The sequence below is a fragment of the Serratia sp. PL7 genome, from assembly GCF_945957435.1.
The window spans coordinates 102,968-128,442 of the sequence record NZ_CAMFLB010000011.1; the positions used below are offsets into that span (position 1 = coordinate 102,968).

At 61.1% G+C, this 25,475-nt stretch carries 24 protein-coding genes and 1 pseudogene; 22 read left to right on the forward strand and 3 right to left on the reverse strand.

Annotation, left to right across the window (positions count from 1 at the left end; translation table 11 throughout):
* Window position 1: 1 nt before the first annotated feature.
* From N6G83_RS32505 to N6G83_RS32525, 5 genes are all read left to right on the forward strand, one after another.
* On the forward strand, window positions 2-946 hold the full coding sequence (locus tag N6G83_RS32505; RefSeq protein ID WP_025303927.1) for an ABC transporter permease: 945 nt from the start codon (window positions 2-4) through the stop codon (window positions 944-946).
* The gene (locus tag N6G83_RS32510; RefSeq protein WP_004941378.1) at window positions 936-1,742 is read left to right on the forward strand and encodes an ABC transporter permease; all 807 of its coding nucleotides are present in this window, start codon (window positions 936-938) and stop codon (window positions 1,740-1,742) included. Before N6G83_RS32505 ends, N6G83_RS32510 begins: the two co-directional genes overlap by 11 nt.
* Window positions 1,743-1,777: 35 nt before the next feature.
* The gene (gene patD / locus N6G83_RS32515; RefSeq protein WP_049200734.1) at window positions 1,778-3,202 is read left to right on the forward strand and encodes an aminobutyraldehyde dehydrogenase; all 1,425 of its coding nucleotides are present in this window, start codon (window positions 1,778-1,780) and stop codon (window positions 3,200-3,202) included.
* An 85-nt stretch (window positions 3,203-3,287) separates the two neighbouring features.
* The gene (locus N6G83_RS32520) at window positions 3,288-5,198 is read left to right on the forward strand and encodes an FAD/NAD(P)-binding protein (RefSeq protein WP_148123688.1); all 1,911 of its coding nucleotides are present in this window, start codon (window positions 3,288-3,290) and stop codon (window positions 5,196-5,198) included.
* Window positions 5,195-6,379 (forward strand): cytochrome c, encoded by a 1,185-nt coding sequence (locus tag N6G83_RS32525; RefSeq protein ID WP_260516130.1) that lies wholly within the window; start codon window positions 5,195-5,197, stop codon window positions 6,377-6,379. The genes N6G83_RS32520 and N6G83_RS32525 overlap by 4 nt, the downstream gene beginning before the upstream one ends.
* 37 nt (window positions 6,380-6,416) lie before the next feature.
* On the opposite strand, the pseudogene hmpA reads toward N6G83_RS32525, so the two are convergent.
* Window positions 6,417-7,606: pseudogene (gene hmpA / locus N6G83_RS32530) on the reverse strand (NO-inducible flavohemoprotein).
* 357 nt (window positions 7,607-7,963) lie between these two features.
* Between hmpA and glyA the strand changes: the two are divergent.
* Window positions 7,964-9,217 carry a serine hydroxymethyltransferase gene (glyA, locus tag N6G83_RS32535; protein WP_025303922.1) on the forward strand — a complete coding sequence of 418 codons (1,254 nt, stop codon included), beginning with the start codon at window positions 7,964-7,966 and terminating at the stop codon, window positions 9,215-9,217.
* A 156-nt stretch (window positions 9,218-9,373) separates the two neighbouring features.
* Complete coding sequence (locus N6G83_RS32540) at window positions 9,374-10,519, forward strand: 3-phenylpropionate MFS transporter (protein WP_148123685.1); 1,146 nt, start codon at window positions 9,374-9,376, stop codon at window positions 10,517-10,519.
* Here the strand turns inward: N6G83_RS32540 and csiE are convergent, their stop codons facing one another.
* On the reverse strand, window positions 10,520-11,785 hold the full coding sequence (gene csiE, locus N6G83_RS32545) for a stationary phase inducible protein CsiE (RefSeq protein WP_049209552.1): 1,266 nt from the start codon (window positions 11,783-11,785) through the stop codon (window positions 10,520-10,522).
* 182 nt (window positions 11,786-11,967) lie between these two features.
* Between csiE and N6G83_RS32550 the strand changes: the two genes are divergently transcribed.
* Both N6G83_RS32550 and N6G83_RS32555 read left to right on the forward strand, forming a co-directional pair.
* Complete coding sequence (locus tag N6G83_RS32550) at window positions 11,968-12,603, forward strand: DUF1007 family protein (RefSeq protein WP_028127507.1); 636 nt, start codon at window positions 11,968-11,970, stop codon at window positions 12,601-12,603.
* Window positions 12,594-13,616 carry a nickel/cobalt transporter gene (locus N6G83_RS32555; RefSeq protein WP_164099444.1) on the forward strand — a complete coding sequence of 341 codons (1,023 nt, stop codon included), beginning with the start codon at window positions 12,594-12,596 and terminating at the stop codon, window positions 13,614-13,616. Before N6G83_RS32550 ends, N6G83_RS32555 begins: the two co-directional genes overlap by 10 nt.
* A gap of 56 nt (window positions 13,617-13,672) precedes the next feature.
* On the opposite strand, the gene suhB is transcribed toward N6G83_RS32555, so the two are convergent.
* The gene (suhB, locus tag N6G83_RS32560; RefSeq protein WP_025303917.1) at window positions 13,673-14,476 is read right to left on the reverse strand and encodes an inositol-1-monophosphatase; all 804 of its coding nucleotides are present in this window, start codon (window positions 14,474-14,476) and stop codon (window positions 13,673-13,675) included.
* A gap of 119 nt (window positions 14,477-14,595) precedes the next feature.
* On the opposite strand from suhB, the gene trmJ reads away from it, so the two are divergent.
* From trmJ to N6G83_RS32625, 13 genes are all read left to right on the forward strand, one after another.
* Window positions 14,596-15,330 (forward strand): tRNA (cytosine(32)/uridine(32)-2'-O)-methyltransferase TrmJ, encoded by a 735-nt coding sequence (gene trmJ / locus N6G83_RS32565; RefSeq protein ID WP_025303916.1) that lies wholly within the window; start codon window positions 14,596-14,598, stop codon window positions 15,328-15,330.
* A gap of 193 nt (window positions 15,331-15,523) precedes the next feature.
* Complete coding sequence (gene iscR / locus N6G83_RS32570; protein ID WP_004941404.1) at window positions 15,524-16,018, forward strand: Fe-S cluster assembly transcriptional regulator IscR; 495 nt, start codon at window positions 15,524-15,526, stop codon at window positions 16,016-16,018.
* Between the two features lie 54 nt (window positions 16,019-16,072).
* A complete protein-coding gene (iscS, locus tag N6G83_RS32575) occupies window positions 16,073-17,287 on the forward strand; it encodes a cysteine desulfurase (protein WP_016929764.1) in 1,215 nt (404 codons plus the stop codon).
* A 24-nt stretch (window positions 17,288-17,311) separates the two neighbouring features.
* Window positions 17,312-17,698 carry a Fe-S cluster assembly scaffold IscU gene (gene iscU / locus N6G83_RS32580; RefSeq protein WP_004941408.1) on the forward strand — a complete coding sequence of 129 codons (387 nt, stop codon included), beginning with the start codon at window positions 17,312-17,314 and terminating at the stop codon, window positions 17,696-17,698.
* 54 nt (window positions 17,699-17,752) lie between these two features.
* On the forward strand, window positions 17,753-18,076 hold the full coding sequence (iscA, locus tag N6G83_RS32585) for an iron-sulfur cluster assembly protein IscA (protein ID WP_004941410.1): 324 nt from the start codon (window positions 17,753-17,755) through the stop codon (window positions 18,074-18,076).
* A 62-nt stretch (window positions 18,077-18,138) separates the two neighbouring features.
* Window positions 18,139-18,660 carry a co-chaperone HscB gene (gene hscB / locus N6G83_RS32590; protein ID WP_025303915.1) on the forward strand — a complete coding sequence of 174 codons (522 nt, stop codon included), beginning with the start codon at window positions 18,139-18,141 and terminating at the stop codon, window positions 18,658-18,660.
* Window positions 18,661-18,692: 32 nt separating this feature from the next.
* Window positions 18,693-20,543: a Fe-S protein assembly chaperone HscA gene (gene hscA, locus N6G83_RS32595; protein ID WP_025303914.1), complete on the forward strand. Its 1,851-nt coding sequence runs from the start codon at window positions 18,693-18,695 to the stop codon at window positions 20,541-20,543.
* A 2-nt stretch (window positions 20,544-20,545) separates the two neighbouring features.
* Complete coding sequence (gene fdx / locus N6G83_RS32600; protein WP_004941417.1) at window positions 20,546-20,881, forward strand: ISC system 2Fe-2S type ferredoxin; 336 nt, start codon at window positions 20,546-20,548, stop codon at window positions 20,879-20,881.
* Window positions 20,882-20,913: 32 nt separating this feature from the next.
* Window positions 20,914-21,114, forward strand: a complete 201-nt coding sequence (iscX, locus tag N6G83_RS32605; protein ID WP_006327336.1) for a Fe-S cluster assembly protein IscX — start codon at window positions 20,914-20,916, stop codon at window positions 21,112-21,114.
* Between the two features lie 83 nt (window positions 21,115-21,197).
* Window positions 21,198-22,493 carry an aminopeptidase PepB gene (pepB, locus tag N6G83_RS32610; protein ID WP_043138092.1) on the forward strand — a complete coding sequence of 432 codons (1,296 nt, stop codon included), beginning with the start codon at window positions 21,198-21,200 and terminating at the stop codon, window positions 22,491-22,493.
* An 88-nt stretch (window positions 22,494-22,581) separates the two neighbouring features.
* Entirely contained in the window at window positions 22,582-23,412 is an 831-nt protein-coding gene (gene sseB, locus N6G83_RS32615) for an enhanced serine sensitivity protein SseB (RefSeq protein WP_043138089.1), read from the forward strand.
* 161 nt (window positions 23,413-23,573) lie between these two features.
* Window positions 23,574-23,999 carry a nucleoside-diphosphate kinase gene (ndk, locus tag N6G83_RS32620; RefSeq protein WP_004941424.1) on the forward strand — a complete coding sequence of 142 codons (426 nt, stop codon included), beginning with the start codon at window positions 23,574-23,576 and terminating at the stop codon, window positions 23,997-23,999.
* Between the two features lie 236 nt (window positions 24,000-24,235).
* Complete coding sequence (locus N6G83_RS32625; RefSeq protein WP_004941426.1) at window positions 24,236-25,432, forward strand: bifunctional tRNA (adenosine(37)-C2)-methyltransferase TrmG/ribosomal RNA large subunit methyltransferase RlmN; 1,197 nt, start codon at window positions 24,236-24,238, stop codon at window positions 25,430-25,432.
* Window positions 25,433-25,475: the final 43 nt, after the last annotated feature.

The following is a 25,475-nucleotide window of genomic DNA, read 5'->3' on the forward strand; positions in this document are numbered from 1 at the left end:
GATGGACATGAGCATCGATTCCCCCTCGGCGCGCGGCGGTACCGTGCGCGCGCTGTCGACCTGGCTTTATCGCCGGCCGACGCTGTATCTGCTTTTGCTGCTGGTGCCGCCGCTGCTGTGGTTCGGCGCGGTGTACCTCGGTTCGCTGCTGACGCTGCTGTGGCAGGGGTTTTACACCTTCGACGATTTCACCATGGCGGTGACGCCGGACCTGACCTTCGCCAACCTGGCGGCGCTGTTCAACCCGGCCAACTACGACATCATCCTGCGCACGCTGACCATGGCGGTGCTGGTGTCGCTGGCCAGCGCGGTGCTGGCGTTCCCCATCGCCTATTATATGGCGCGCTACACCAGCGGCCGCGTCAAGGCGTTCTTTTATATCGCCGTGATGATGCCGATGTGGGCCAGCTATATCGTTAAAGCCTATGCCTGGACCCTGCTGCTGGCGAAAGACGGCGTGGCGCAGTGGTTCCTGCAGCACCTGGGGCTGGAGCCGCTGTTGGCTTCGCTGCTGACGGTGCCCGGCGTCGGCGGCAACACGCTGTCGACCTCGGGGCTGGGGCGTTTTCTGGTATTCGTCTATATCTGGCTGCCGTTCATGATCCTGCCGATCCAGGCGGCGCTGGAGCGCCTGCCGCCCTCGCTGCTGCATGCCTCAGCGGATCTGGGCGCGCGACCGGCGCAGACTTTCCGCCACGTTATTTTGCCGCTGGCGGTGCCGGGTATCGCCGCCGGATCGATCTTCACCTTCTCGCTGACGCTGGGCGACTTTATCGTGCCGCAGCTGGTGGGGCCGCCGGGCTATTTCATCGGCAGCATGGTGTACGCCCAGCAGGGCGCGATCGGCAATATGCCGATGGCCGCGGCCTTTACGCTGGTGCCGATCGTCCTGATCGCCATCTACCTTTCCATCGTCAAACGTCTGGGGGCTTTCGATGCACTCTGAACGCGCGCCCTTAGGGCTGAAGCTGGCCGCCTGGGGCGGACTTGTCTTCCTGCATTTCCCGTTGGCGATCATCGCCATCTATGCCTTCAACACCGAGGATGCGGCCTTCAGCTTCCCGCCGAAGGGCTTCACGCTGCACTGGTTTAACGTCGCCGCCGGGCGGCAGGACATCCTCGATGCGGTACTGCTGTCGGCGCAGATCGCCTGCCTGGCGACCGCCATCGCGCTGGTGCTCGGCACCCTGGCGGCGGCGGCGCTGTATCGGCGCGATTTCTTCGGCAAGGACAGCATTTCGCTGCTGCTGCTGCTGCCGATCGCGCTGCCGGGGATCGTCACCGGCCTAGCGCTGCTGGCGGCGTTCAAGGCGCTGAACATCGAGCCGGGCATCCTGACCATCGTCGTCGGCCATGCGACGTTCTGCGTGGTGATCGTGTTCAACAACGTCATCGCCCGGTTCCGCCGCACCTCGTACAGCTTGATCGAAGCGTCGATGGATCTCGGCGCCGACGGCTGGCAAACCTTCCGTTACGTGATCTTGCCGAACCTCGGCTCGGCGCTGCTGGCCGGCGGCATGCTGGCGTTTGCGCTGTCGTTCGACGAAATCATCGTGACCACCTTTACCGCTGGCCACGAGCGCACGCTGCCGCTGTGGCTGCTGAACCAGCTTGGCCGCCCGCGCGACGTGCCGATCACCAACGTGGTGGCGCTGTCGGTGATGCTGTTGACCATGCTGCCGATCCTCGGCGCTTACTACCTAACCAAAGGTGGAGAAAGCGTCGCCGGCAGCGGCAAATAATTTCCTTACCCGACCTCTGATAAAAGGATAACCCTATGCAAAGCCAACTGTTGATTGACGGCCAACTGGTGAATGGCCAGGGCGCGACCCAGCCGGTGTATAACCCGGCGACCGGCGAAGTGATCGCGCAGGTGGCGGAGGCCAGCCCGGAGCAGGTCGATCGCGCGGTGCTGGCGGCGGATGCCGCGTTCGCCGCCTGGGGGCAAACCACGCCGAAGGAGCGCGCCGAGCATCTGCTCAAGCTGGCAGATCTGATCGACGAGCATGCCGAGACCTTCGCCAGGCTGGAGTCGCTCAACTGCGGCAAGCCTTATCACTGCGTGTTGAACGACGAACTGCCGGCGGTGGCCGACGTGTTTCGCTTCTTCGCCGGGGCCAGCCGCTGCCTGACCGGCATGGCCGCCGGCGAGTATCTGGCCGGGCATACCTCGATGATCCGCCGCGATCCGCTCGGCGTGGTGGCTTCGATCGCCCCGTGGAACTACCCGCTGATGATGGCGGCCTGGAAACTGGCGCCGGCGCTGGCGGCGGGCAACTGCGTGGTGATTAAGCCTTCGGAGCAGACGCCGCTGACCACTTTCAAACTAGCCGAACTGGCCGCCGGGCTGTTCCCGCCGGGCGTGCTCAACGTGCTGTTCGGCCGCGGCGCCGGCGTCGGCGATCGACTGACCGGGCATGACAAGGTGCGCATGGTGTCGCTGACCGGCTCGATCGCCACCGGCGAGCACATCATCGCCCACACCGCCGCCGGCATTAAGCGCACCCATATGGAGCTGGGCGGCAAGGCGCCGGTGCTGGTATTCGACGATGCCGATCTGCAGCAGGTGGTGGACGGCATTCGCGGCTTCGGTTTCTACAACGCCGGGCAGGATTGCACCGCCGCCTGCCGCATCTACGCGCAGAAAAGCATTTATCCCGAGCTGGTGAAGCGGCTGGGCGAGGCGGTGGCCAGCCTGAAGATTGGTGCGCCGGACGACGAGAGCACCGAACTGGGGCCGTTGATTACCGCCCAGCATCTGGAGCGGGTGGCCGGTTTTGTCGAGCGCGCCAAAGCGTTGCCGCACGTGCAGGTGGTGACCGGCGGCGAGAAGGTGAAAGGGCCGGGTTACTATTTCCAGCCGACGCTGTTGGCCGGCGCGCGCCAGGAAGATGAGATCGTGCAGCGCGAAGTGTTCGGCCCGGTGGTGACGGTGACGCCGTTTGACGATGAAGAGCAGGTGCTGGCCTGGGCGAATGAATCCAACTACGGGCTGGCGTCGTCCGTGTGGACCCGCGACGTGGGCCGCGCGCATCGCTTAAGCGCCCGGCTGCAATATGGCTGCACTTGGGTGAACACCCACTTCATGCTGGTGAGCGAAATGCCGCACGGCGGCCAAAAACTGTCCGGTTACGGCAAGGATATGTCGATGTACGGGCTGGAGGATTACACGGCCATTCGTCATGTAATGTTCAAACATTGATTTTACAGTAATTATCCGCACAATAGCGCGGCCTTCGAGCCGGCTCCGGCCGGCTGATGATAATAAAAATTGAAAGGAAGCCTATATGGGTATCACCAGACGCGATTTTCTCAACGGGGTGGCGATCACCATCGCCGCCGGGTTGACGCCGCTGCAAATCTTGCGCGCGTCGCCGCAAACCGCCAATCAAACCCTGTACTACCCGCCGGCGCTGACCGGGCTGCGGGGTAACCATCCGGGCTCGTTCGAGCATGCGCATCAACTGGGGCGCGACGGCAAAACCTTTGATTTCGGCAGCGTACCCGCCGTTGAAGAGTTCGATCTGGTGGTGGTCGGTGCCGGCATCAGCGGGTTGGCGGCCGCCTGTTTCTGGCAGCAGCTGAAAGGCGAGCAGCAGCGCATTCTTTTGATCGACAACCATGACGACTTCGGCGGCCACGCCAAGCGCAACGAATTCAACACCGACGACGGCATGCTGCTCGGCTACGGCGGCAGTGAATCGCTGCAGTCGCCGCGCTCCAACTTCAGCCCGGTGGCGATGGGGCTGCTGCGCAAGCTCGGCGTCGATATCGACCAACTGGAGCAGGCGTTTGACACCACCTTCTACCCGGATCTGAACCTGAGCCGTGGGGTTTACTTCGATCGCAAGAACTTCGGCGTCGACAAGGTGGTGAGCGGCGATCCGGGCCGCACGGTGGCGGACGACATTCCGCGCGATCGCCTCAACGGCCGCTCTTATGAAGCGTTCATCGGCGATTTCCCACTGCCGGAAAGCGATCGCCAGGCGCTGATCGCGCTGCATACGGTGGAGAAAGATTATCTGCCGGAGATGACGCTGGAGCAGAAGGTCGAGTGGCTCGATACCCACAGCTACACCCAGTTCCTGCGTGAAAAAGTGGGCCTGAGCGAGCTGGCGATCCGGTATTTCCAGCAGACCACCAACGACTTCCAGGCGGTGGGCATCGACGGCACCTCGTGCAGCGATGCACGCATCTGCGATCTGCCGGGCCTCGGCGGCATGAATCTGCCGCCGCTGGACGAAGAGTCGCAGGCGGATCTCGACGATCCTTACGTGTTCCACTTCCCGGACGGCAACGCCACGCTGGCGCGCCTGATGGTGCGCAAGCTGATCCCGGCGGTGGCGCCGGCCGGCAAAGATATGAACGACGTGGTGCTGGCCAAATTCGACTACAGCCAGCTCGATCGGCCGGAGTCGCCGGTGAAGCTGCGTTTAAACAGCACCGGGCTGCACGCGGCCAACGTCGGCGACAAGGTGGAAGTCACCTATATGACCGGCGAGAAGATGACCAAGGTGCGCGCCGGGCAGGTAGTGATGGCCGGCTACAACATGATGATCCCGTATCTGGTGCCGGAGATGTCGCACGAGCAGCAGGAGGCGCTGAAGCAGAACGTCAAGGCGCCGCTGGTGTACAGCAAGGTGGTGATCCGCAACTGGCAGCCGTTCATTAAGCTGGGCGTGCACGAAATTTATTCGCCGGCCGCGCCGTACAGCCGCGTGAAGCTGGACTACCCGGTGAGCATGGGCGGGTACCAGCACCCGCGCGATCCGGATCGGCCAATCGGCCTGCATATGGTGTACGTGCCGACGCTGCCGGGCAGCGGCCTCAGCCCGCGCGAGCAGTCGCGCAAAGGGCGCGCGCTGCTGCTGGGCACGCCGTTCGAGGTGCACGAACAGATGATCCGCGAACAATTGCAGGGCATGTTGGGCGACGCCGGTTTCGACCATCAGCGCGACATTCAGGCGATCACCGTCAACCGCTGGTCACACGGTTACTCCTACTTCCTCAACGGGTTGTTTGACGACGAAGATGAAGCCAAGAAAATCATCGAAACGGCGCGGCAGCCGATCGGCAAGATCGTTATCGCCAACTCCGATGCCGACTGGAGCCCGTACGCCAACTCGGCGATCGATCAGGCGTGGCGTGCGGTGAATGAACTGGCCTACGGCAAGGTTGCCGCCAAGGAGGGAGCATGAGTCTGCGCTCGCTGTACCTGTTGAGCCTGCTGGCCGCCGGCGGTTCTGCCCAGGCGATGTCGGCCGGGGAATACGTCGCCAAAGCCGGTGATTGCACCGCCTGCCATACCGCGCCGGGCGGCGCAGAATTGGCGGGCGGCATGAAGTTCCCGACGCCGCTCGGGGCTATCTACGCCACCAACATCACGCCGGACAAGCTGCACGGCATCGGCGCTTACTCATTCGAAGAGTTCGATCGCGCCATGCGGCAGGGGATCGCCAAAGACGGTCACCGGCTTTATCCGGCGATGCCGTACACCTCGTACGCCAAAATGAGCGCGGAAGACATGCGCGCGCTGTATGACTATCTGATGAAAGAGGTGCCGGCGCAGAACGTCGCCAACCGCGACAGCGATATCAGCTGGCCGCTGTCGATGCGCTGGCCGCTGGCGGTGTGGAACTCGCTGTTCCACGACGACCAGCCGTATCAGGCAGATCCGCATCAAAGCGCCGAGTGGAACCGCGGCGCCTATCTGGTGCAGGGCGCGGGCCATTGCGGCAGCTGCCACACGCCGCGCGGCTGGGCGATGCAGGAGAAGGGCCTGGACGGTAAGGCGCCGGTATTCCTGAGCGGCGCCGAGCTGGACGGCTGGTACGCCTCCAATCTGCGCGGCCTGCCGCCGGAAGAGGTGACGGCGCTGCTGAAAACCGGGCGCAGCCGCCATGCGGCGGTCGCCGGGCCGATGAGCGAGGTGGTAACCCACAGTACGCAGTATCTCAGCGACGGCGATCTGAACGCCATCGCGGTGTACCTGCGCAGCCTGGCGCCGGAAACCGCCGCCAAAGCCGCTGCGCCAGCCACGCAGGCGGATAACCCGGGTGGCAAGGCGACCTATGCAATGTACTGCTCGACCTGCCACGGCAATAAGGGGGAGGGTACCGACTTCGCCATTCCGGCGCTGGCAGGCAATGCCACGGTAACGGCGGACAATCCGCTGACCGCGCTGCGGGTGGTGCTGGAGGGGGCGCATACGCCGATCACGCAGCAGGCGATGGCGTTCGACATGCCGGCTTACGGCTGGGCGTTGAACGATCGGCAGGCGGCGGATCTGATGAGCTATCTGCGGGGAAGCTGGGGCAACCAGGCGGCGCCGGTGACGGTGCAGCAGGTCCAGGACGCGCGCCAACTGCAGGCGAAATGAAGAGGGAGCGCGGTCTGACGGCCGCGCTCCGCAAGCATTACAGCACTTTATGCGGGCCGAAGCATTCGTAGTGGATGCGTTCGGCCTCTACGCCCATCTCCAGCAGCTGTTTGCCCACGAACTGCATGAAGGCCACCGGGCCGCAGAAGTAATAGTGCATCTGCGGATCGGCCAGGCTGCCTTGCAGCGCGCTCAAATCCATCAATCCGCGGCTGTGGTAGTCGCGGCCTTCCACGTCATCGGCACCCGGCTCGCGGTACCACACATGGCGGCTCAGATTTGGCATACGGCCGGCAATATCCGCTACCTCATCGGCAAAGGCGTGTACGCTGCCGTTTTCCGCCGCGTGCAGCCAGTGGACCTGCGCCTGATGTTGGCTGTCGTGCAGGGTGTTGAGCATGCCGAGCATCGGGGTTTGGCCGACGCCGGCGGAGATCAGCGCCACCGGCGTGGTCGGCGCCACGTCGAGGAAGAAGTCGCCGTGCGGCGGGGCGATGTCGATCACGTCGCCTTCCTGCGCCTGCTGGTGCAGGTAGTTGGACACTTTCCCCTGATCTTCGCGCTTCACCGCGATGCGGTAGAACTCGCCGTTTGGCGAGGTGGTCAGCGAGTACTGGCGAATTTCCTGATGCTCCAGGCTGTCGTGCTTGATGTAGACCGCCAGGTATTGCCCCGGTTTGAAGTCCGCCACCCGGCCGCCGTCCACCGGCGCCAGCACGAAGCTGCAGATCACGTCGCTCTGCGGCTGTTTCTTCAGGATGCGGAATGCGCGCAGATCGCGCCAGCCGCCGTTGTCGGTTTCGCTCTGCTGATAAATCTGCTCTTCACGCTGGATAAATACGTTGGCCAGCACGCCGTAGGCCTTGCCCCAGGCGTCCAGGACTTCCTGGCCCGGGCTGAACATTTCGTCCAGCGTCGCCAGCAGGTGACCGCCGACGATTTGGTACTGCTCCGGCTGGATATTGAAGCTGGTGTGCTTCTGCGCGATGCGCTCCACCGCCGGCAGCAGCGCCGCAGGTTCTCGATGTTGGCGGCGTAGGCGCAGATGGCGTCGAACAGCGCTTGACGCTGATCGCCGTTGCGCTGGTTGCTCATGTTGAAAATATCTTTCAATTCCGGGTTATGCGCGAACATGCGATCGTAAAAGTGGGCGGTCAGCTTCGGCCCGGTCGCAGCCAGCAGGGGAATGGTGGATTTCACGGTGGCGATGGTTTGGCTATCCAGCATGGAAGCGCTCCTTAGGTTAGGATCTTGACGATAATTGTAATGATGCATTTTAAATGCATCTTATTGGGTTCCGCGTCGCTTGTAAATACCCTTGTTTTCGTTGCGGTGTTCTTCGGGCGTCGATCGCGCTCACAGAACATGAAAAAAGCGCATCGTTCGCATGAGGAAATGTCCGTTGATAAACGACGGCATTTAGCGGATCAAAGCCTTGCGCCACCTTATGCCAATCGTTTGCGTAAAAACCTCTGTCAAGACCTATCTTCGGTGGGGCGAAACGGTTTACACTGTGGCCCAGAACCCAAACGGGTAGTTATTTGGTGATTTTTTAGTTAGCTGATTTAAGTCAGGAGATGCCGGATGTTAAAGCGTGAAATGAACATTGCCGATTACGATGCGGAACTGTGGCGTGCCATGGAGCAGGAAGTGGTGCGTCAGGAAGAGCACATCGAGCTGATCGCGTCTGAGAACTACACCAGCCCGCGCGTGATGCAGGCTCAGGGTTCCCAGCTGACCAACAAATACGCTGAAGGCTATCCGGGCAAGCGTTACTACGGCGGCTGCGAATACGTGGATATCGTTGAGCAGCTGGCTATCGATCGTGCCAAAGAATTGTTCGGCGCCGATTACGCCAACGTGCAGCCGCACTCCGGCTCCCAGGCTAACTTCGCCGTGTACACCGCGCTGCTGCAGCCGGGCGACACCATTCTGGGCATGAACCTGGCGCACGGCGGCCACCTGACCCACGGTTCCCCGGTTAACCTGTCCGGCAAACTGTATAACGTGGTGCCTTACGGCATCGACGACAAAGGCCAAATCGACTATGACGATCTGGCCAAACAGGCGCAAACCCACAAGCCGAAAATGATCATCGGCGGCTTCTCCGCTTACTCCGGCGTGGTTGACTGGGCCAAAATGCGCGAAATCGCCGACAGCATCGGCGCTTACCTGTTCGTCGACATGGCGCACGTGGCTGGCCTGATCGCCGCCGGCGTGTACCCGAACCCGGTACCGCACGCGCACATCGTCACTACCACCACCCACAAAACCCTGGCGGGTCCGCGCGGCGGCCTGATCCTGGCGAAGGGCGGCGACGAAGAGCTGTACAAGAAGCTGAACTCCGCCGTGTTCCCTGGCGGCCAGGGCGGCCCGCTGATGCACGTGATCGCCGGCAAGGCGGTGGCGCTGAAAGAAGCGATGGAGCCTGAGTTCAAGGTTTACCAGCAGCAAGTGGCGGTCAACGCCAAGGCGATGGTGGACGTGTTCCTGCAGCGCGGCTACAAAGTGGTCTCCGGCGGCACCCATAACCACCTGTTCCTGCTGGATCTGGTCGATAAAAACCTGACCGGTAAAGAAGCGGACGCCGCCCTGGGCCGCGCCAACATCACCGTCAACAAAAACAGCGTGCCGAACGATCCGAAGAGCCCGTTCGTCACCTCCGGCGTGCGTATCGGCACCCCGGCCGTGACCCGTCGCGGCTTCAAAGAAGCCGACGTGCGCGAACTGGCCGGTTGGATCTGCGATGTGCTGGACAACATCAACGATGAAGCCACCATCGAACGCACCAAGAAGAAAGTGCTGGATATCTGCGCCCGCCTGCCGGTTTACGCATAATCCCGCTTTTGCCTGATAAAACCCGCTGCGGCGGGTTTTTTTGTGGCCGCTCGCGGTAAACTGTGAGCTGTCTGGCACTCTAACGCATTGAAGCGGAATGAAGATTGCGGGGCGGTGTGAGCTCTGTCAAAGTATTGCCCTCACTCCGGAGGGATCATGGTTCTGCAATCCACGCGTTGGCTCGCGCTCAGCTATTTCACCTACTTCTTTTCCTATGGCATCTTCTTACCGTTCTGGGGCGTGTGGCTGAAAGGCGAAGGCATCGCGCCGGAAACCATCGGCATATTGCTCGGCGCCGGTTTGGTGGCCCGCTTCCTCGGCAGTTTACTGATTGCACCCCGCGTTAAAGATCCCTCTCATTTAGTCTCCGCCCTGCGCCTGCTGGCGCTGCTGACACTGGCTTTCGCGGTTGGCTTCTGTTTCGGCAACGGCTGGGGCTGGCTGATGCTGGTGATAGCGGGGTTCAACCTGTTCTTCTCGCCGCTGGTGCCGCTGACCGACGCGCTGGCCGCCACCTGGCAAAAGCAGATCCGTATGGACTACGGCCGGGTAAGGCTGTGGGGCTCGCTGGCGTTCGTCATCGGCTCGGCGCTGACCGGGCAGCTGGTGGCGGTGTGGGGCCATAACGCCATTCTCTACAGCCTGATCTTCAGCGTGCTGGCGATGCTGCTGGGCATGTTGCTGAAGCCGAGCGTCATGCCGCAGGGCGAAGCGCGTACGCACAGCGATACCGAACGTTCGCTGTGGGCACTGCTGAAAGAGGGGCCGGTCTGGCGCTTCCTGTTGTGCGTCACGCTGCTGCAGGGGGCGCACGCCGGCTACTACAGCTTCGGCTCCATTTACTGGCAGGAGGCGGGCTATTCGGCCTCGACCATCGGCTATCTGTGGTCGCTGGGCGTGGTGGCGGAGGTGATTATTTTCGCCAGCAGCAACGTGCTGTTCCGCCGCTGGAATGCGCGCAACCTGCTGTTGCTCTCCGCCTGCTGCGGCGTGTTGCGCTGGAGCCTGATGGCCTATAGCACCGAGCTGGGCTGGCTGCTGCTGATCCAGATCCTGCATTGCGGCACCTTCACCGTCTGCCATCTGGCGGCGATGCGCTTTATCGCCGCGCGCCAGGGGCAAGAGGTGATCCGGCTGCAGGCGGTGTATTCGGCGCTGGCGATGGGCGGCGGTATCGCCGTCATGACGGTCATTGCCGGGTTCCTGTTCGAATATTGGCAGGGCGGGGTTTTCTGGGTGATGGCGGCGGTCGCGGTGCCGGCCTTGTTCATCCGGCCGCCGGCGGTCAGCGTCAGCCGCTGATTAAGGCGCTTCCAGCAGCGCGCGGATGGCCTGGCGCTGCCGGGTTTCCAGCGGCAGTTCGGTATAGATCAACGGCGGGTGCGGATCGCTGTGCACCGCCGCATAAGGGGTGATCACCAGCATGACGCCCTGCGGCGCTCCGCCGCGCAGATAGTCGCTCAACGGCAGATACTTGATGTTCAGCGGCAGCAGCGTGAGCTCGCGGATCTGGTATTCCACTTCCTCTTCCAACTGCGGGTTATCCAGCGTCAGCAGCAGCACCTGTTTCTCCTGCAGCGCGTTGTCCTGCATCAGCCAGGCGCCGAAGCTGATGGCCACCAGGCCCGCCTCCTCGTTGGAAAAATGCACGCCGTATTCCTGTTCCAGCGGTATCAGCGCTTCCTGCGTGGTGCGCATCAGCCGCGGGTATTTGCGCACCACTTCTTCCAGCAGCATATTGTCGATGCCGATGGCGAAACGGCAGCGCTCCAGCGCCGGCGCCAGATGGGCGAACAGCTGGCTGACCAGCTCCGTCTTGCTGCTGAAGGCCATGCCGGAAAGCTGCTGGAAACGCTCGACCATGCTGTCGATCGCCGCCATCAATCTCTGCTCTTGCGCCGAGTCATTGCTGTGGTAGCTGTGATTTTTCAACATGGTGAAGGTCAGCGCCAAAAAATCGCGCTCGTCTGCCTGCGGCGGCTGGTTAAACAGCCGGTTGCAGGCCTGATGCAACCAAGCGGCGGCCTGCTGCTCCGGCTTTTGCCGCAGCCAGTCGCGTTGAACGGCGTCGAAATGCGGATGGCGCTGCAGGCGATTTTGCCAGGCGCAGTAGAGCAGGTAATGCTGCAGGAATTGGCGGTCGCGCGCGTCAAAGTGGCGGCTGAGCAGTGGCTCGCAGGCGTCGATCGCTTGAGCCAGCGCAGACGCTGGGGCGGCATCGGCCGCCAGCGCGTGCCGCAGGCGCGGGGCGAAATCGTCTTCGACGAACCGCGGGCTGCAGCGCAGGGCCCGTCGCAGCCAATGGATCAGACACAGGCGTTGGTTGAGCGCGCTGCCCCGCAGTTGGTAGCCATGGTCGGGATCGACGGCGATCTCCAGGTGATGGAAACGCTGGATTTCACTGGCCACCTCGGCTATATCTTGCCGGGTTATCGGGGGGGCGACGCCGTTGATTCGGCTTAGGGTCTCCAGCTGTAACTCGGGCTCCGGCGTGTACAGCATCAGCAGCAGATGGCAGCGCCGTTGTTGTCCGGAGAGCGCGGGCACGGGAGAGGTGTCCAGGCTCATTATCACCTTCCGGCATAAAAGGTTGAGATTATGCCTAAGCATAGCAAAAGGCTTTGTGCCGGCAGGGTTACCGCGCGGCTTTTACTTCGGCTTACAACTTTCGTCACAAATATCGCCGGGAGAGGCGGGCCGTTCGGCAGTTATTTGTGTTACGTTATAACAAATACAGGTAAGGCAGGATAATGATGAAGTTACGTCGTCTTTTGGCTGCTTTCGGCGCCGTGTTCAGCGCCGGTGCGATCGCGCATCCACACAGCTTTATCGACATGAATACCACCTTCGTCGCCAAAGACCAGCGGCTGGTCGGCCTGAAAATGGTGTGGGTGATGGATGAAATCACCTCGGCGGATCTGCTTTACGATGCGAAAAACGCCAAGAGCGATTCGGAAGTGTGGAAAAAGCTGGCGGCGGAAGTGATGGCCAACGTGCTGGGGCAGCACTATTTCACCGATCTTTACCGCGACGGCAAGCCGGTGAAATACCTGAACTTGCCCAGCGAATATCACCTGTCGCGCCAGGGCAATCAGGCGGTGCTGGAGTTCGTGCTGCCGTTGGCCGAACCGCAGCCGCTGGCGGGCAAGCCGTTCGAACTTTCTACTTACGATCCGACTTATTTCGTGGATATGACCTATAAAGACCAAAATGCACTGCATCTGCCGCCGGAGATGGCGCAGCAGTGCAGCTACAAGCTGATGACGCCGCAGCCGAATGCGTCGCTGCAGGCCTATGCGCTGTCGCTCGACAAGAACGACTCGCCCGGCGAAGACCTGGCGCTGGGGCAACAGTTCGCCCAGCGGGTGACGCTGCAATGTCGTTAAATCTCTCGCAACCGACGACGAGCCGGCGTCACTGGGCCTTCGGCCTGTGGCCGCTGCTGCCGTTCACACTGGTGCTGGCGGCCGCCGCGCTGCTGGCGTGGCACTATTGGCCGCAGCTGCTGATGCAGAGCGTGGTGTGGCAAAAAGCGCTGCACCAGCAGATGGCGGGGCTGTTGCAGCAGGTGAAAGCCGCGCCGCAGCAGACCGGGCTGGCGCTGATGCTGTTCAGCCTCGGCTATGGCGTCTTGCATGCGCTCGGCCCCGGCCACGGCAAAGTGGTGATCGCCACCTACCTGGCCACCCATCCGGCGCGGCTGAAAAGCAGCCTGAAGCTGACCTTCGCGGCTTCGCTGGTGCAGGGCGGGGTGGCGATCGCGCTGGTCACGCTGATGCTGGTGGTGTTACAGCTCTCTTCGCGCCAGCTGCACCAAAGCAGTTTCTGGCTGGAGAAGGGCAGCTTTATTCTGGTGATGCTGCTTGGCGTGCTGCTGAGTTGGCGCGCGCTGAAACGCCTGTTTGCGGCGATCAAGGCGCTGCGCCCGGCGCCGGCGCTGCGCATCAACAGCCTGACGCCATTGGCGGCGGATCATGTGCACAGCGCCAATTGCGGCTGCGGCCACCGGCATCTGCCGAGCGACAGCGAGCTGCAGGCGGGAAGCGACTGGCGCACTCAGGCCGCCATCGTGCTGGCGATGGGCATGCGTCCCTGTTCGGGGGCGATTTTAGTGCTGCTGTTCTCCAAGGTGATCGGCGTGTTCGGTTGGGGAGTGATCTCCGCGCTGGCGATGGCGTTCGGCACCTCGTTGACCATCTCCATGCTGGCGCTGCTGGTGCATTACAGCCGCCGGCTGGCGGTGCGCCTCAGCCGTTCGCGCGCGCCCGCCGCCTGGAGCGCGGTGGCTTGGGGCTCGCTGGCGCTGGCCGGCGGTCTGATCCTGTTGGCCGCCGGGCTGTTGCTGTACGTCAGCGCGCAGCCGGAATTCGGCGGCGGCATCCGCCCCTTCTCCCGCTAACGGGCATAAAAAAAGCGCTGCATCGGCAGCGCTTTTTTTCGATTCGCTTCTGGCGATTAACGCTTCAGCGCTTCGCTCAGTTCTTCACGCATGGTGGCCAGCATGGCTTTCACCACGCGCGGGTTACCTGCGACCAGGTTACCTGAGCTGAAGTGGTTGTGGCCGCCGACGAAGTCGGTCACCAGGCCGCCGGCTTCACGCACCAGCAGCTCGCCCGCGGCGAAGTCCCACGGCTTCAGGCCGATCTCGAAGAAACCGTCTACGCGGCCGGCGGCCACATAGGCCAGATCCAGCGCGGCGGAACCGGTGCGACGGAAGTCTGCGCACTGGGTGAACAGCTTGCCGACGATGTTGATGTAAGGCGTTGCGTGCTGTTTGACTTTGAACGGGAAGCCGGTCGCCAGGATGGTGCCATCCAGATCTTTGGCGTTGGTACCGCGCAGGCGGTAGCCGTTGAGCTGTGCGCCCTGACCGCGCGTGGCGGTGAACAGTTCGTTGCGCATCGGATCGTAAACCACGGCCACTTCAGTACGGCCTTTGATGCGTACGGCGATGGAAACGGAGAAATGAGGGAAACGTTTGATGAAGTTTGCAGTGCCATCCAGTGGATCGATCACCCATTGCACATCGCGATCTTCGCCGATCAGCTCACCGCGTTCTTCGCTCACGATACTGTGTTGCGGATAAGACTTGCGGATGACGTCGATGATCAGATGCTCTGCATCGCGATCGACGTTGGTGACGAAGTCATTGGTCCCTTTCTGGCTCGCTTCTACAGCGTCAGGGGTTTCGTAGTTTTTGGCAATCAGGTTACCGGCCTTGCGCGCAGCGCGCACGGCGATAGTCAGCATCGGATGCATGGGTATCTTCCAACTAGGATGTTAAAGAACAGGAAACGGCGCGAAGTATAGCAGCTGTTCGGCAAATTGCCTACGGCTGTGTTAAGATGCTGCGATTTTCCGCCACGCTCAGAGTTTGTATGCTGCACAATATCCGCATTGTTCTGGTAGAGACTTCACATACCGGCAACATGGGCTCGACCGCCAGAGCCATGAAAACCATGGGGTTAACCAACCTTTATCTGGTTAATCCGCTGATCAAACCCGATTCTCAGGCCATCGCCCTGGCTGCCGGCGCCAGCGACGTGATCGGCAACGCCACCATCGTCGATACCCTCGATGACGCCATCGCCGGCTGTAGCTTGGTGGTGGGCACCAGCGCACGTTCTCGCACCTTGCCGTGGCCGATGCTGGAGCCGCGTGAATGCGGCGTGCGCGCGGTGCACGAGGGCGAGCACGCGCCGGTGGCGCTGGTGTTCGGCCGCGAACGCGTCGGGCTGACCAACGATGAATTGCAGAAGTGCCACTACCACGTCGCCATTCCGGCCAACCCGGACTACAGCTCGCTGAACCTGGCGATGGCGGTGCAGATCCTGGCGTATGAAGTGCGCGTGGCTTACCTCGATCGCCAACAGGCGGGCGCGCCGCAGCTGGAAGAGACGCCGTATCCGCTGGTGGATGACCTCGAGCGTTTCTATCAGCACCTGGAGCAGACGCTGCAGCGCACCGGCTTTATTCGCCCGTCCCATCCGGGCCAGGTGATGAGCCGCCTGCGCCGGCTGTTCACCCGCGCGCGCCCGGAAGGGCAGGAGCTGAATATCCTGCGCGGCATGCTAACCTCGATCGAGAAACAGGATAAACATCAAGGTAATTAATTGATGTGGCATAACGGTGGGCGACAATAGTATTAGTTATCCAAAGGTTATAACATGTATTTTATATACCTTTGTTCTTGCTAAGTTCAAAACGTGCTAATACTTGAGTCAATTACTAGGTTAAATAGTTGACTGTTTTACTCAGGAATGTCAGACTTTCGGCCATATTTGACCAACAGGTAACCATTGAGCTATGAGACTGACATCCAAAGGCCGTTATGCCGTAACCGCTATGCTTGACGTAGCGCTGCATTCCCAGGAAGGGCCGGTGCCACTGGCGGACATTTCCGAACGCCAGGGTATTTCGCTCTCTTATCTGGAACAATTATTCTCCCGTCTGCGCAAGAATGGCCTGGTGGCCAGCGTGCGCGGTCCGGGCGGTGGTTATCTGCTGGGTAAAGACGCGGGTGAGATCGCCGTTGGCGCTGTCATCACTGCCGTCGATGAATCGGTAGATGCAACCCGTTGCCAGGGCAAAGAAGGCTGTCAGGGCGGCGATCGCTGCTTGACCCACGCCCTGTGGCGCGATCTGAGCGAGCGCATCAGCGGGTTCCTGAACAACATTACGCTGGCAGAACTGGTCAATAACCAGGAAGTGCTGGTGGTGGCGGATCGTCAAAACAACGATACGCGCCGCACGGCCAACGGTCGTCCGCAAGAAACTATCAACGTTAATCTGCGCGCATAAGCAGCTGGCGAAATTATTTTAGTTTTTGGAAGTGATGTACGGAGCACAAGAGCAATGAAATTACCGATTTATCTGGATTACTCAGCAACGACGCCGGTTGACCCGCGCGTTGCTGAGAAGATGATGCAGTTTTTGACCCTGGACGGCACTTTCGGCAACCCGGCTTCCCGTTCCCACCGTTTCGGTTGGCAGGCGGAAGAGGCGGTAGACATCGCCCGTAACCAAATCGCCGAACTGGTGGGCGCCGACCCACGCGAAATCGTCTTCACCTCCGGGGCGACCGAATCCGACAACCTGGCGATTAAAGGCGCTGCCAATTTCTACCAGAAAAAAGGCAAGCACATCATCACCAGCAAAACCGAACACAAAGCCGTGCTGGACACCTGCCGTCAACTGGAGCGCGAAGGGTTTGAAGTGACCTACCTGGCGCCACAGAGCAACGGTATCATCAGCCTGCAGGATCTCGAAGCGGCGCTGCGCGATGACACCATCCTGGTCTCCATCATGCACGTCAACAACGAAATCGGCGTGGTGCAGGACATCGAAGCGATCGGTGAAATGTGCCGTGCGCGCGGTATCATCTACCACGTTGACGCCACCCAGAGCGTGGGCAAACTGCCTATCGATCTGAGCAAGCTGAAAGTCGACCTGATGTCGTTCTCCGGCCACAAAATCTATGGTCCGAAAGGCATCGGCGCGCTGTACGTGCGTCGTAAGCCGCGCATCCGCATCGAAGCGCAGGTGCACGGCGGCGGTCACGAGCGCGGCATGCGTTCCGGTACCCTGCCTGTCCACCAGATCGTCGGCATGGGCGAAGCTTACCGCATCGCCAAAGAAGAGATGACCGAAGAGATGGCGCGTCTGCGCACCCTGCGCGATCGTCTGTGGAACGGCGTGAAAGATATGGAAGAAGTGTATCTGAACGGCGATCTGGAGCACGGCGCACCGAACATCCTGAACGTCAGCTTCAACTACGTTGAAGGCGAGTCGCTGATCATGGCGCTGAAAGACCTGGCCGTTTCTTCCGGTTCAGCCTGTACCTCCGCCAGCCTCGAGCCGTCCTACGTGCTGCGCGCGCTGGGCATGAGCGATGAATTGGCGCACAGCTCGATCCGTTTCTCCCTGGGGCGTTTCACCACGGAAGAAGAGATCGACTACACCATTCAACTGGTGCGTAAATCCATCGGCCGTCTGCGCGATCTGTCCCCACTGTGGGAGATGTTCAAGCAGGGCGTGGACATCAACAGCATCGAATGGGCGCATCATTAATTCTCAGGTTTCAGGAGCAAGGTCATGGCTTACAGCGAAAAAGTAATCGATCATTATGAAAACCCACGTAACGTGGGTTCTTTCGACAACGAAGATCCTACCGTCGGCAGCGGCATGGTAGGGGCGCCGGCTTGCGGCGACGTGATGAAGCTGCAAATCAAGGTTAACGATGAAGGCATCATCGAAGACGCGCGCTTTAAAACTTACGGCTGCGGTTCCGCCATCGCCTCCAGCTCGCTGGTGACCGAATGGATGAAAGGCAAGTCGCTCGATCAGGCTGAAGCGATCAAAAACACCCAGATCGCCGAAGAGCTGGAATTGCCGCCGGTCAAAATTCACTGCTCGATCCTGGCTGAAGACGCCATCAAAGCAGCGATTGCCGACTATAAGAGCAAGCATAGCGCCAAGTAATTTGTCTGAATCGGCCCGGCCGCGCCGGGCTTTGATGTGAAGTGTGAGGTTGTGATGTCTATTACCATGAGCGACAGCGCTGCGCAGCGTGTTCAGGCGTTTTTGACGAACCGCGGCAAGGGTCTCGGCCTGCGTCTGGGAGTGCGAACTTCCGGCTGCTCCGGGATGGCCTATGTGCTGGAATTTGTTGACGAAGCCAACGATGACGACATCGTGTTTGAAGACAAAGGCATCAAGGTGATCATCGACGGCAAGAGCCTGGTCTACCTTGACGGCACCGAGCTTGATTTCGTTAAGGAAGGCCTGAACGAAGGCTTCAAGTTTAACAACCCGAACGTCTCAAGCGAGTGCGGCTGCGGCGAGAGTTTCAACGTCTGACAGTCCATCGTGCTCCCCCGTTTCGGCGGGGGAACTTCATCCGCTAACGCCCAGAGCACGCTATGGATTACTTTACTTTATTCGGGCTGCCCGTTCGCTACACCGTGGACGGCAGCCTGCTTGCGTCCCGCTTCCAGGATCTGCAGCGCCAATTCCACCCCGATCGTTTCGCCAACCAGCCGGAGCGCGAACGCCTGATGGCGTTGCAGCAGGCGGCGACCATCAACGAAGCCTACCAGTCGCTGAAGCACCCGTTAAAACGCGCGGAGTATATGCTATCTTTGCACGGCTTCGATCTGGGCAACGAACAGCATACGATGCGCGACACCGCCTTTCTGATGGAACAGCTGGAGCTGCGTGAAGAGCTCGACGCCATTGAGCGCAAGCCGGAGGCGGAAAGCCTGCTGGCCGATTTCGGCGCGCGGCTGGCCTCCTCCATCAAGCAGCGCAGCGCGCTGATGCTGCAGCAGTTGGACAGTGAACAGTGGGCGGATGCCGCCGACACCGTGCGCAAGCTGCGCTTTTTGGACAAACTCCAGCAACAGGTTGAACAACTCGAAGAAAAACTGCTGGGTTTTGAGTAACACCTTCTGATTCTGATTGTGGAAGCTTCAACATGGCCTTATTACAAATTAGTGAGCCTGGCCTCAGCGCCGCGCCGCACCAGCGACGCCTGGCCGCCGGCATCGACTTAGGCACCACCAACTCGCTGGTCGCCACGGTGCGCAGCGGGCAAGCGGAAACGCTGGCCGACGATCAGGGACGCCATTTGCTGCCTTCGGTGGTGCATTATCAGGCGGACGCGCAGCGCGTCGGCTGGGATGCGCGCCAACAGGCGGCGCAGGATCCGGCCAATACCGTCAGCTCCATCAAACGCATGATGGGTCGTTCGTTGGCGGACGTGCAGCAACGTTACCCGAACCTGCCGTATCAATTTCAGGCCAGCGACAACGGCCTGCCGCTGATCGTCACCGCCGCCGGCCCGGTTAACCCGGTTGGCGTCTCCGCCGATATCCTGCGGGCTCTGTCCGCGCGCGCGCAAGCGGCGCTGGAAGGCGAGCTGGATGGCGTGGTGATCACCGTTCCCGCTTACTTCGACGACGCGCAGCGCCAGGGCACCAAAGACGCGGCGCGTCTGGCCGGCCTGCACGTCCTGCGCCTGCTGAACGAACCGACCGCGGCGGCGATCGCCTACGGGCTGGATTCCGGCCAGGAAGGGGTGATCGCGGTTTACGATCTGGGCGGTGGCACCTTTGATATCTCCATTCTGCGCCTCAGCCGCGGCGTGTTCGAAGTGCTGGCCACCGGCGGCGATTCCGCGCTGGGCGGCGACGATTTCGATCACCTGCTGGCCGACTGGCTGCGCGAGCAGGCCGGCGTGGCCGATCGCAGCGATCACGGTGTGCAGCGCCAACTGCTGGACGCCGCCATCGCCGCCAAAATCGCGTTGAGCGATGCCGACAGCGTGTGCGTTGAGGTAGCCGGCTGGCAGGGCGAGGTGACCCGCGCCCAGTTCGAAGCGCTGATCGCTCCGCTGGTGAAACGTACGTTGATGGCCTGCCGCCGCGCGCTGAAAGATGCCGGCGTCGCCGCCGACGAGGTGCTGGAAGCGGTGATGGTCGGCGGTTCCACCCGCGTGCCGCTGGTGCGTGAGCAGGTGGGGGCCTTCTTCGGCCGCACGCCGCTGACGTCGATCGATCCGGATAAAGTGGTCGCCATCGGCGCCGCGATCCAGGCCGACATCCTGGTGGGCAACAAGCCGGACAGCGACATGCTGCTGCTGGACGTGATCCCGCTGTCGCTGGGCCTGGAAACCATGGGCGGTCTGGTGGAGAAAGTGATCCCGCGCAACACCACCATTCCGGTGGCGCGCGCGCAGGAGTTCACCACCTTTAAAGATGGCCAGAGCGCGATGATGATCCACGTGCTGCAGGGCGAGCGCGAGCTGGTGCAGGATTGCCGTTCGCTGGCGCGCTTCACGCTGCGCGGCCTGCCGCCATTGCCTGCCGGGGGCGCGCACATTCGCGTCACCTTCCAGGTGGATGCCGATGGTCTGCTGAGCGTCACCGCGATGGAGAAATCCACCGGCGTGGAAGCCTCGATCCAGGTCAAGCCGTCATATGGTCTGTCGGACAGCGAAATCGCCGGCATGATCAAGGATTCGATGGCCAACGCGCAAAGCGACGTGGGCGCGCGCAAGCTGGCGGAGCAACGCGTGGAAGCCGCGCGGGTGCTGGAAAGCCTGCAGGGTGCGCTGGCCACCGACGCCGCGCTGCTGAGCGAGGCGGAAAGCCAGGCGATCGCCGCCGCGACCCAGGCGTTGCAGCAGGCGGCGCAGGGTGAAGATCCCGCCGCTATCGAAGACGCCATCAAAACATTAGATGCACAAACGCAAGATTTTGCCGCGCGCCGCATGGACGCTTCCATTCGCCGCGCGCTGGCTGGCCATTCTGTGGATGAGGTTTAACCATGCCTAAAATTGTTTTCCTGCCCCATCAAGACCTTTGCCCGGAAGGGGCGGTTCTGGAAGCCGAAAAAGGGGAGTCGATCCTCAACGTTGCGCTGCGCAACGGCATTGAAATCGAGCACGCCTGCGAGAAATCCTGCGCCTGCACCACCTGCCACTGCATCGTGCGTGAAGGCTTCGATTCGCTGGAAGAGAGCAGCGAGCTGGAAGACGACATGCTGGACAAAGCCTGGGGGCTGGAGCCGGAAAGCCGTCTGAGCTGCCAGGCGCTGGTCGCCGACGAAGATCTGGTGGTCGAAATGCCGCGCTACACCGTCAACCACGCGCGTGAGCATTAATTGTTAGCCGCAGCGTCAACCCGGAGATCATAATGGGACTGAAGTGGACCGACAGCCGTGAAATCGGCGAAGCCCTGTACGACCAATACCCGGACACCGATCCGAAAACCGTGCGTTTTACCGACATGCATCAGTGGATCTGCGATCTCGAAGAGTTCGACGACGATCCGCAGGCTTCCAACGAAAAAATACTGGAAGCGATCCTGCTGGTCTGGTTAGATGAAGCGGAGTAAATAGCGTAACGGGCTGCCATGGGCGGCCCGTTTATTTTGTATCCGACAAGATTAATAAAAGAATAATCCGGAGTAAGAAGGCTATGACAACAGAATTCATGCAGGTCACGCTGTCGCAACAACCTGCCGACGCCCGCTGGGGCGAGAAAGCGCTGCTGAGCACCAACGGTGAAGGGATGACCATCCACCTGACCGGGGCCGACAAGCTGGGCGCGATCCAGCGCGCGGGCCGCAAAATTGATGGCCAGGGCATCAAAAACGTCAAGCTGGCCGGCGACGGTTGGGATTTGGAAAACAGCTGGGCGTTCTGGCAAGGCTATCGCGGGCCGAAAGGGCAGCGCAACGTCGAATGGGCTGAACTGCCGGAAGCCGCGCGTCAGGAGCTGGATAAGCGCCTGAAGATCGTCGACTGGGTGCGTGACACCATCAACATGCCGGCGGAAGAGCTGGGGCCGGAGCAACTGGCGACCCGCGCTGTCGATCTGATGTGCGACGTCGGCTGCGATGCCGTCAGCTACCGTATCACCAAGGGCGAAGATCTGCGCGAGCAGAACTATGCTGGCATCCACACCGTCGGCCGCGGTTCCGAACGCCCGCCGGTGCTGCTGGCGCTGGACTTCAACCCGACCGGTAACCCGGACGCGCCGGTGTTCGCTTGCCTGGTCGGCAAGGGCATCACCTTCGATACCGGCGGTTATAGCCTGAAACAGAGCGCCTTTATGGATTCGATGAAGGCTGACATGGGCGGTGCGGCCACCATCACCGGCGCCCTGGCGCTGGCGGCGGCGCGCGGCTTGAAGCAGCGCGTGAAGCTGTACCTGTGCTGCGCCGACAACATGGTCAGCGGCAACGCCTTCAAACTGGGTGACATCATTCGCTACCGCAACGGCAAAACCGTTGAGGTGATGAACACCGATGCGGAAGGGCGCCTGGTGCTGGCCGACGGCCTGATCGACGCTTCTGAGCAGGATCCGCAGCTGATTATCGACTGCGCCACCCTGACCGGCGCGGCCAAAACCGCAGTGGGCAACGACTACCACGCCCTGTTCAGCTTCGACGATGCGCTGGCGCAGGAACTGTTGAGCAGCGCCGCCGCCGAGCAAGAGCCGTTCTGGCGTTTGCCGCTGGCCGAGTTCCACCGTAGCCAGCTGCCGTCCAACTTCGCCGAGCTGAACAACGTAGCCGGCCCGGCCTACACCGCCGGCGCCAGCACCGCGGCGGCCTTCCTGTCGCACTTCGTCAAGAATTACCAACAGGGCTGGCTGCACATCGACTGCTCCGCCACCTACCGCAAAGGCGCGGTGGATCAGTGGTCGGCCGGCGCGACCGGTTTGGGCGTGCGTACCTTGGCCAACCTGCTGCTGAGCAAAGCCAAATAATTGAACGCCCGCCGCATCGGGCGCTAGAATGCGCATTATCTTCGGGGCCCAGCATGCTGGGCCTCGCTATTTGATCCTGGAGTTTGCCATGAGTGCCCATCATCACGATGCCGCCCCGAGCGAGAACGAACTTGAACGCCTGCTGAAGCTGGCGGTGACGGAGCCGGCCCACCGCCCGGCGTTCTTCCGTGAACTGCTCGAGGCCACGGTGCTGATCCTCGGCGACAGCGAACAGGTGCAGCAGGACGGCGACATCACGCTGAACGCAGATACGCCGGTCAATATCCAGCATTGGGAAAAGCAGGACGGCGGCAGCATCATTCCGTTCTTCACTTCGCTGGAAGCACTGCAGAAGGCCGTTGAGGACGAACAGCCGTTCATCGCCATGCCGGCGCGGGTGTTGTTCGAAATCACCCAGGGCGCGGATCTGTTCCTCAACCCGAAGGCGGAGTACGGCAAAGAGTTCTATCCGGAAGAGGTGGCGATGCTGTTGGCGACCGACGGCGTCGTCAAACCGGTGGAGCATTACGTCGATAAAGAGACCCAAATCCTGCTGGGGCAGCCCGAGGAGTACCCGTCGGCGATGGTGGATGCGTTGACCACGCTGTTCAGCCAGCGCAAACCGGTGCGCCGCGCGTTCCTGGCGCTGATGCACGACCAGGTGGCGGACGAGAAGCCGAATCTGCTGATCGGGCTGGAAGTGGACGCCGAGCCGGCGGAGATCGAGGCGTTGATCAACGAGGCCGGCAGCGTCGCCAGCGAAACGGCGCCAAACGACGAACCGGTGGATTTCTGCCTGGTGTCGGAGAACGAGCGCGGCATCAGCCACTATCTGATCGCCCATACGCAGCCATTTTACCAGCGCCGCTGGGGCAGCTGGCTGCGCAATTTGATCCCGTCTACCGACAAGACCCAGTAGCGCCGCCGCGTGGTTAAAATGACCCATGAAGATCATATTTTTTTAATGAAATGTTGATTTTCCCGTAGGCAAGCGTTAACGGCGCACATATAATCTGCGCCACTTGAGAAGGCCGGCAACATTGCAGACCGGCCTGTTTTGGAAGTCATACAGAGGCCATCATGACCGTAGAACGTACCTTTTCCATCGTTAAACCAAACGCAGTAGCCAACAACGACATCGGCGCTATCTACGCGCGTTTCGAGCGCGCCGGTTTCAAAATCATCGCCGCTAAAATGCTGCGTCTGACTCGCGAACAAGCTGAAGGCTTCTACGCTGAGCACAAAGGCCGCCCATTCTTCGACGGTCTGGTTGAGTTCATGACCTCCGGCCCGATCATGGTGCAGGTTCTGGAATCTGAAAACGCCGTGCAGCGCAACCGCGACATCATGGGCGCAACCAACCCGGACAACGCACTGGCCGGCACCCTGCGCGCCGACTACGCGGACAGCTTCACCGCTAACGCCGTTCACGGTTCCGACTCCGTTGAATCCGCACAGCGCGAAATCGCTTACTTCTTCAACGAAAGCGAAATCTGCGCACGTTAATCGTGCATTTCTGAGCTGATAGCCAGGCATTCACCGGCTGAAACAATAAAAATGCCCTGAATGCCTTTCAGCCGTAGCCACCCGCTACTAAAATTTGTACAATGCCGCGCCCCTGATAAGACGACTTGTCAGGGGCGTGTTTTTAGTGCCGCCACCCGAATCATGCGGGCTGAAATGCACAACTTACTGTCCATTCTTTAGCGCCATAACGTGTAATAACGAGGCCAGAGATCATTATGTTAGAACCCATCACGTCCGAGCACACCGTGTCTGAAAATAATTCGCTGACTACCCCCTCCGTTAACGTGGAGCAACCGGCTGCGGCCAAAATCAACCTGCTGGATCTGAACCGCCAGCAAATGCGCGAGTTCTTCGCCGAAATGGGCGAGAAGCCGTTCCGCGCCGATCAGGTGATGAAGTGGATTTACCACTACTGCTGCGACGATTTCGAGCAGATGACCGACATCAACAAAGTCCTGCGCGGCAAGCTGCAGCGCGTGGCGGAAATCCGCGCGCCGGAAGTGGCGGAAGAACAGCGTTCGGCCGACGGCACCATCAAGTGGGCGATTAAAGTCGGCGATCAGCAGGTCGAAACCGTGTACATCCCGGAAGCCGACCGCGCGACGCTGTGCGTCTCCTCGCAGGTAGGCTGCGCGCTGGAGTGCAAATTCTGTTCGACGGCGCAGCAGGGCTTCAACCGCAACCTGCGCGTGTCGGAAATCATTGGCCAGGTGTGGCGCGCGGCGAAAATCATCGGTGCGCTGAAGGTGACCGGCCAACGCCCGATCACCAACGTGGTGATGATGGGCATGGGCGAGCCGCTGCTCAACCTGAACAACGTGGTGCCGGCGATGGAAATCATGCTGGACGACTTCGGCTTTGGCCTGTCCAAACGCCGCGTGACCCTGTCTACTTCCGGCGTAGTGCCAGCGCTGGACAAGCTGGGCGACATGATCGACGTAGCGCTGGCTATTTCGCTGCACGCGCCGAACGACACCATCCGCGATGAGATCGTGCCGATCAACCGCAAATACAACATCGAGACCTTCCTGTCCGCAGTGCGTCGCTATCTGGAGAAGTCCAACGCCAACCAGGGCCGCGTGACCGTCGAGTACGTGATGTTGGATCATATCAACGACAGCACCGACGATGCGCATCAGCTGGCGGAAGTGCTGAAAGACACGCCGTGCAAGATTAACCTGATCCCATGGAACCCGTTCCCGGGCGCCCCCTACGGCCGCAGCTCCAACAGCCGGGTGGATCGTTTCTCCAAGGTGTTGATGGAATACGGCTTTACGACTATTGTTCGTAAAACCCGTGGTGACGATATCGACGCCGCCTGCGGGCAACTGGCGGGTGAAGTGATCGACCGTACCAAGCGTACCCTGAAGAAGAAAATGGCCGGGGAACCTATCAACGTACGGGCGGTCTGAATCCTATAGCACCATTTTTTGTTATCTAACAGCCTGTTATGCG